This window comes from Pseudorhizobium tarimense (assembly GCF_022968135.1).
Lineage (GTDB): Bacteria > Pseudomonadota > Alphaproteobacteria > Rhizobiales > Rhizobiaceae > Neorhizobium > Neorhizobium tarimense.
The window spans coordinates 1-6,103 of the sequence record NZ_JALJRA010000043.1 but is presented as its reverse complement, the minus strand read 5'-3'; the positions used below and the strand labels follow the sequence as shown (position 1 = coordinate 6,103).

Annotated in this window: 9 protein-coding genes and 1 pseudogene; 4 read left to right on the top strand and 6 right to left on the bottom strand. The window is 58.8% G+C overall.

Annotation, left to right across the window (positions count from 1 at the left end):
* Window positions 1-219, top strand: a 219-nt coding sequence (locus tag MUU54_RS24285; protein WP_247246504.1) for a transposase, incomplete at its 5' end; no start/stop codon positions are given.
* Between the two features lie 360 nt (window positions 220-579).
* Here MUU54_RS24285 and MUU54_RS24280 read toward each other — a convergent pair.
* On the bottom strand, window positions 580-840 hold the full coding sequence (locus tag MUU54_RS24280) for a thioredoxin domain-containing protein (RefSeq protein ID WP_247246503.1): 261 nt from the start codon (window positions 838-840) through the stop codon (window positions 580-582).
* Window positions 841-966: 126 nt separating this feature from the next.
* On the opposite strand from MUU54_RS24280, the pseudogene MUU54_RS25230 reads away from it, so the two are divergent.
* A pseudogene (locus MUU54_RS25230) lies at window positions 967-1,047 on the top strand (DUF6429 family protein); the annotation flags it as partial.
* 16 nt (window positions 1,048-1,063) lie between these two features.
* Here MUU54_RS25230 and MUU54_RS24275 read toward each other — a convergent pair.
* From MUU54_RS24275 to tnpA, 4 genes are all read right to left on the bottom strand, one after another.
* Window positions 1,064-1,645, bottom strand: coding sequence for a plasmid pRiA4b ORF-3 family protein (locus MUU54_RS24275; protein ID WP_247246502.1), 582 nt, complete (start codon window positions 1,643-1,645; stop codon window positions 1,064-1,066).
* Window positions 1,646-1,647: 2 nt separating this feature from the next.
* A protein-coding gene (tnpC, locus tag MUU54_RS24270) for an IS66 family transposase (RefSeq protein ID WP_247246501.1) occupies window positions 1,648-3,305 on the bottom strand; the annotation gives its coding sequence in 2 pieces (ribosomal slippage) (window positions 1,648-2,480 and window positions 2,480-3,305; 1,659 coding nt in all).
* Window positions 3,306-3,350: 45 nt separating this feature from the next.
* Window positions 3,351-3,704, bottom strand: a complete 354-nt coding sequence (tnpB, locus tag MUU54_RS24265) for an IS66 family insertion sequence element accessory protein TnpB (RefSeq protein WP_446676986.1) — start codon at window positions 3,702-3,704, stop codon at window positions 3,351-3,353.
* Entirely contained in the window at window positions 3,701-4,072 is a 372-nt protein-coding gene (tnpA, locus tag MUU54_RS24260; RefSeq protein ID WP_247246500.1) for an IS66-like element accessory protein TnpA, read from the bottom strand. Before tnpA ends, tnpB begins: the two co-directional genes overlap by 4 nt.
* A 127-nt stretch (window positions 4,073-4,199) precedes the next feature.
* Between tnpA and MUU54_RS24255 the strand changes: the two genes are divergently transcribed.
* Together MUU54_RS24255 and MUU54_RS24250 are read left to right on the top strand one after the other, a co-directional pair.
* On the top strand, window positions 4,200-4,586 hold the full coding sequence (locus tag MUU54_RS24255; protein WP_312038870.1) for a LysR family transcriptional regulator: 387 nt from the start codon (window positions 4,200-4,202) through the stop codon (window positions 4,584-4,586).
* On the top strand, window positions 4,477-5,097 hold the full coding sequence (locus tag MUU54_RS24250) for a substrate binding domain-containing protein (protein ID WP_247246499.1): 621 nt from the start codon (window positions 4,477-4,479) through the stop codon (window positions 5,095-5,097). The genes MUU54_RS24255 and MUU54_RS24250 overlap by 110 nt, the downstream gene beginning before the upstream one ends.
* Window positions 5,098-5,210: 113 nt before the next feature.
* Here the strand turns inward: MUU54_RS24250 and MUU54_RS25165 are convergent, their stop codons facing one another.
* The gene (locus MUU54_RS25165) at window positions 5,211-5,600 is read right to left on the bottom strand and encodes a nuclear transport factor 2 family protein (protein ID WP_354532495.1); all 390 of its coding nucleotides are present in this window, start codon (window positions 5,598-5,600) and stop codon (window positions 5,211-5,213) included.
* Between the last annotated feature and the right edge of the window lie 503 nt (window positions 5,601-6,103).

Genomic DNA, 6,103 nt, shown 5'->3' with positions numbered 1-6,103 from the left:
GTCGCCCGAGCGATAGCCGCAACACCCGATTACGTGCAGTCACGGCATCGCCGAAAGAAGGTTGAGATGCTCTTTGCTCACCTCAAGCGCCTCCTGCGGATGGCGCGGCTAAGGCTCCGAGGGCCGTGTGGTGCGCGAGATGAATTCCTGCTTGCAGCAACTGCACAGAACCTCAGGAGGCTGGCCAAACTCAGGCCACTAAGCGTAATTGCCGCTTGAGAGCGGCATAGACTACTACCCTGCGCTGCGGCGCGGGGGCAGAGGGACATGCTCAATCCGACCAAAGACAGAAATGGGCGGATGAGCAGCCAATCCTACGAGTTTTTCAACGAAATCGGCCCGAACCGGTCATTCCGAGTCGTCACTCCCACCACATTTTGGTTGCAAAGATGCCCTCGGCGGCAGCCTTCGCCAATTTCGACACTGACAGAACCGCGTTGCTTCTGAGTATCTGATCCGCTGCGACTTGCGGCTGTTCGCCGGGGTCTGGGGTGAGATGGCGATCAGTGTGGCGCCACGTGCCTCGATCTCTGGCCGGACTTCCTCCAGAGCCTGAAGATCGAAGTTGCAATACGGACATCAGACGCCGCGATAGAAGGTCACGACCAGCGGACCCCGGGAGAGCAACGACGGCGAACTTACGTTGTTGCCGTCAGCGTCCTGAAGGTTGAGCTCCGGCGCCGTGTCGCCCGCCTGAAGAGCCTTATCGGCCTGCCTGCTGGCGATCAGCGATTGGGTCGCGCGCCGCATGGTATCGAGCTGTGCCTCGGTAGGCACCAGTGGAAAGCGCCCGTTCTCGAAGCCCTCGCGCATTGCATCAAGTTTGCTCTGGAGCGTCATCACTTATTTCCCGTGTTGGCGAAGGTGCCGTTAGCAGGAAGCTAGGCGATCAACGAAAGTGGGTGTATCGTATCCATCCGAGGAGAACCGCGGGACTTGGGTTCTCGCGGGTGGTAGCATAGCAGAATGGAGATCGACGAGGACAAAATCGATGACGCGGTCCTGGCACTGTTATGGCTGACGCTCCACAACGAGCTTTGCGCCTTCGCCCAGGGCCCGGCGTTCAGGTTTTTCGGCGCGCTTTTCTGGCCCATTTTGCAGCCAGGTCATCGACGGCTTTGTTGAGCTGCGCGAAGTTGGCGACGGAATCATAATCGCTACTGCCCCACCATTCGAGGGTTTCGCCATGTCGCTCGTGCGCCGGGTCTGCAAGCGCCTCGCGGAACTCTTGATAACCCCATGGACCACCGACGTCTTCGGGCGGGCAATGTCCGGTTGCTTCGAGGAGCATCGGCCCTTCCGTGCCGACTGCAGGAAAGGTGCGTTCGATCTTGATGCTGTGTTCCCAGCCGTCGCCAAAGTCGTAAAGGTATTTGAACGATTTCACACCGGTGTCCTGGACTGCCGACAGCAGCGAGACCCTGCGGGCATCGATAGGACCATCCCCCCATTCCTCGTCAGGCAAACCAAAGCCGACGTCACGCATGCGGAATTCGTAAAGGTGGCTGTTGGTCCAGCCCATCGCCGCCTGCAATACCTCGTGCAGCCGACTGAGCCTGATGGTGAACGGCACGACAACGCGACGCATCACTATCGGCTCGACATGATCGAGGGTGACCTTCAGGCGGACGACGGAAGTCACCATCGTCAGGCCGCCAGCATGACGGTTGCCGCCGATGCACGTTTCCACTCCCAGGGCAGCAGTTCGTACAGGCGCGTGACAGGATGGTCGGCGATGCGAGCGAACACATCGGCGAGCCACGCCTTTGGGTCGACGTCGTTGAGACGGCAAGTCGTAATGACGGAGAGCATGATGGCGGCACGATCGGCCCCACGCTGGGAACCGGCGAAGGTCCAGTTTCGACGCCCGAGTGCAATTCCTCTCAGAGCGCGTTCGGCCGCATTGTTCGTGAGACAAATCCGGCCATCTTCGAGGAAACGGGCAAAGCCATCCCATCGCTTCAGCATGTAATCGATCGGCTCGATCACCTCGGACGATTTGCTGAGCGTGGCGCGCTCCCGTTTCAGCCACTCGTGCATGTCGTCGAACAGCGGCTTGCTCTTTTCCTGCCGCGCGGCCAGTCGTTCTTTGGCGCTCAATCCATTGACCTCGCGCTCGATCTCAAACAGCGCGTCGTACCGTTGGACGGCCTCCAGGGCGATCGGCGAGATTGGCTTGCCCTTGCGTTTGCGGTTGCGGACATTTTTCTGGATATCGGCCAGTTCAAAGAACTTGCGTCGCGCATGCGCATGGCAAAAGGCGAAGGTGATCGGTACCGCTTTCTTTTCGGCAACAGCGATCGGCTCAAAGCCATTATAGCAATCGCTCTGCAGAATGCCGCCGTATCTGGCCAAGTGTTTCTGGGGATGTTCGCCGCGCCGGTCACTGGACGCATAATAGATTGCGGCTGGCGGCGCCGTTCCCCCGAATGGCCGGTCATCGCATACGTAAGTCCATATGCGTCCGGTCGTGCACTTTCTTTGGCCTGAATGGGAATGGTGGTGTCGTCGCCAAAAAGCCGCTCGGCCTCGAAGACATGTGTTTCGATCAGATCAAAGATCGGCAGGAGCGCGGCCGTTCCATACCCGACCTGGTCGCCCAACGTCGAGGTCGAAAGCTCGATGCCCTCGCATTTGAACCGGGTGCTCTGGCGGTTGAGCGGGCTATGCATGCCGAACTTGTCAAAGAGGATCGTCGCCAGCAGATGAGGACCGATGAAGCCGCGCGGTGTCGCATGGAAGGGTGCCGGCGCCTGGCTGATCCTATCGCAGTCCCGGCAGCTAAATTTCTCGCGTACGGTTTCGATCACGATGAACCGGCGCGGGATCTCCTCCAGCGTTTCGGTCACATCCTCGCCCAGCTTGGAAAGTCGCGATCCGCCACAGCATGCACAGGTGCTGGGAGGATCGATGACCACACGCTTGCGCTCGACATCCTCCGGCCACGGCTTTCGCACCGGCCGCTTGCGTGTGAACGAACGTACGCTCGCGGTCTTGGCAGCAGCCGCCTGCGCTGCGACTTCATCCTCTGTCGCGGCCATCACCAGCTCTTCAAGCTGCAATTCCATCTGGCCAAGCAATCGCGCCGTGCGCTCAGAACGCTGGCCCCGCAACTCGCGCCTGAGCTTCTCGATCTTCAATTCCAGAGCAACGATCAGCGCCTCGTTGTTCGACAGCATGGCCTGCGCATTTGGCCGCTTCCGCAACTGCGATCGCGTGTTAGCCTGCAAGGTTTCATGCTCTCCAAGCAGCGCCAGATAGGCGCTTGCAAGGTCCGCAGGAATATCTACAGGCTTCGAAGTCATGAAGCCATTGGATCAGATTCACTCAACCTTTTCAAGGTTATGATGCTATCCGACGCGCGTCGGGCGCCAGGTTTCCTGCGGGTTGCGCCAGTCGATCCCGGACAACAAATAGGACAATTGCGCCGGTGAGATCGCTACCGCGCCGCCCTCCATATTCGGCCAGATAAAACGGCCTCTCTCCAGCCGCCGAGTAAAAAGGCAAGCACCCAGACCATCATGCCAGATGATCTTCACAATATCCGATCTACGCCCCCGGAAGACGAAGAGATGCCCTGACAATGGATCATGCTTCAGAACCTCCTGCACCCGAAGTGCCAGAGAGGGAAAGCCACAGCGCATGTCCGTGAACCCCGTCGAGAGCCAGACCTTGACCCCTGTTCCCATCGGAAACGGATTCACCGCAGCGCCTCCAATCCGCGCAGGATCCGAAGCAGCGCCTCAACGTCGACATCGCGGTCCACGATCACGCGACGACCATTCGCGCTGACAACCTCCATCCGGCCGACGGGCGGAAACGACCCGGCTGCTGGCTCTACCTCTGGGACAAGCAGCGCGGGGACAAAGCCGCTCACAGGCGACGCAACATCCTGTTGCCACGCTCGTGCGAGCCGGCGCCATTCATATAACTGCGAGCGCGATATTCCATGTCGCCGCGCCGTCGTCGCACACAAGCCAGGTTCCGAATAGCTCTCGGCGACGATCTGCAGCTTCATCTCTTTGCTGAAGCGACGCCGTCGGCCGCTATCGACAATCTCAAGTCGTTCCATTCCGCACTGTCCGTATTGACGTCAATAAGGACAGTCAGTGCCAGATCCGACAGTTCCTACAAGGTGGCCCACCTCGGGTGCGTACGGTGTATCCATTCGACTCGAACAACATTTATTTGGATCTCGAATGAGTGATCGCTGGCAGGAGATGACTGTGTTCGTTCGCGTAGCGGACACCGGCAGCCTCTCACGCGCCGCGCGCGAACTAAAACTCTCGCAGCCTTCGGTGTCTCGCATCGTCGGGGGGCTGGAGGCGCGATTAGGTACTACCCTGCTATTGCGCACTACCCGCAGCATCTCGTTGACGGATGCCGGCGGACTCTACCTGGAGCAGGCGAAGCGCCTGCTTGCGGAGGTGGAGGAGGCCGAGCAAGCGACGCGGGGGCTGGATCTCACTCCACGGGATGATCCGCCTCGCGATGCCGCTGATGTATGGCACCCGTGCAATCATACCGGTCCTCAAACCAATCCTGGCCCGACATCCCGACTTGAAGGTCGAGCTCGTCATGAGTGACAACAGACAGTACTTAATCACTGATGGCATCGATCTGGCCATCCGGATCAATCTTGGACCTTTAGACGATTCTACTTTCGGAGCGCGTAAGCTGGCGCTGGTTGAGCGACTGGTGATCGCGGCCCCGGCCTACCTGTCATCCCATGGCATTCCGGCCACACCGGCAGACCTCGCACAACACGACTGTATTCTTCAACATGGCTCGTTCGGAGGCGAGAGCTGGCGCTTTACGCGCAACAAGACGGTCACTTCCGTCAGTGTCCAACCCAGGATCTGGATTAACTCGGCGCCAGGGGTCTTGGCGGCAGCAGTCGCGGGTCTAGGCATCGCACTCGCGACACGTGTGATGGCGGGGGAGGAGCTGAGATCAGGTCAATTGACACAGGTCCTCCAACCCTGGCGGCTCGATCCGGCAGAAGTATACGCTGTCTTTCCGGCCGGTCCGAGGCCGTCAGCAAAGGTGCGGGCGGTGGTGGATCATCTGGAAGCGAGCCTTGGACCAGCGGGGTGAAGGCTGCCGGGCTGGTCGGGCCTTAGTGGCGCGGGATGTTGCATGGCACCTGAGAGAGCCGGATGTCTCCTGTTGGCGCTTCTGCGCCATGACGGCAGTCGGGCCGGGGGCTGTCATTCGTGCGGGATAGGCGTCCCCTGATGAAAAACCATCTGCCAACGGCCCAAATTGGATTTCCAGATCGAGCTTCGCAAGGTTTCGAAAGTCTTATGTCCGTCGGGTGCAGCTCGGACGCTTCTGTACCTGACTAGGACTACGTCATTCGAGAGCGCAGTGACGAAGAAGTCCGCAACCTGCGGCACCATACTCGATCCAGACGAACCTTCGTTTGCGAGGGCGTCAATTGTGACTTCTTTGTTGTAGACTCGTCCCGATTTTGCGAATTCTACAAATTCGTCGGCCAAAAGGCCTGCAGTCTGTTGCGGCGACCTTCTGACCTCGGGACGATGGAGGCTGGTTTCCAAGCAGTAAAAAAGATCGGCATGAGGTTTTCCGAGTGTCATGACAGCTCCGATCATCGTTGCTTATGTCAAGAAAGTAACAAGTCTGACCACGACATGTTGCCTTCGTATTGGTTTCAGCCTGCTGCGCGTGATGACACACTCAACTGGAACCGCCAAAATCTCGGTAATCTTACCTTGAGTAGCAAAGAAAAAGGAGCCAGACCTTTTGTTGCGGCAGTTCGCACATCTGCATCATGCCGGTATGGGTTCAGGTCACCGCAGCGTCTCGCAGGCCAATAGTGACATCAGTTTACCCACCTCACGCTCTTGGAAGTGCTCGGAGTATTCATCAGAAACGCCGTCGTAGAACTGGCGGGGCAAGCGATATTCAAGGTCGGCAGATTTGCGCACTTGGGTCTGGGTAAACTGAAGCACTCCAATCGTGGACGCTAGGAAACCAACCGTGGCAACGAAGATGCCTACTACCCGTGACCTGCTACTGATTTTTTCCTCCACCTGGAGTTAGAGTCCGGCCTCGATTTGAAGGACGGACAGATGAAGCG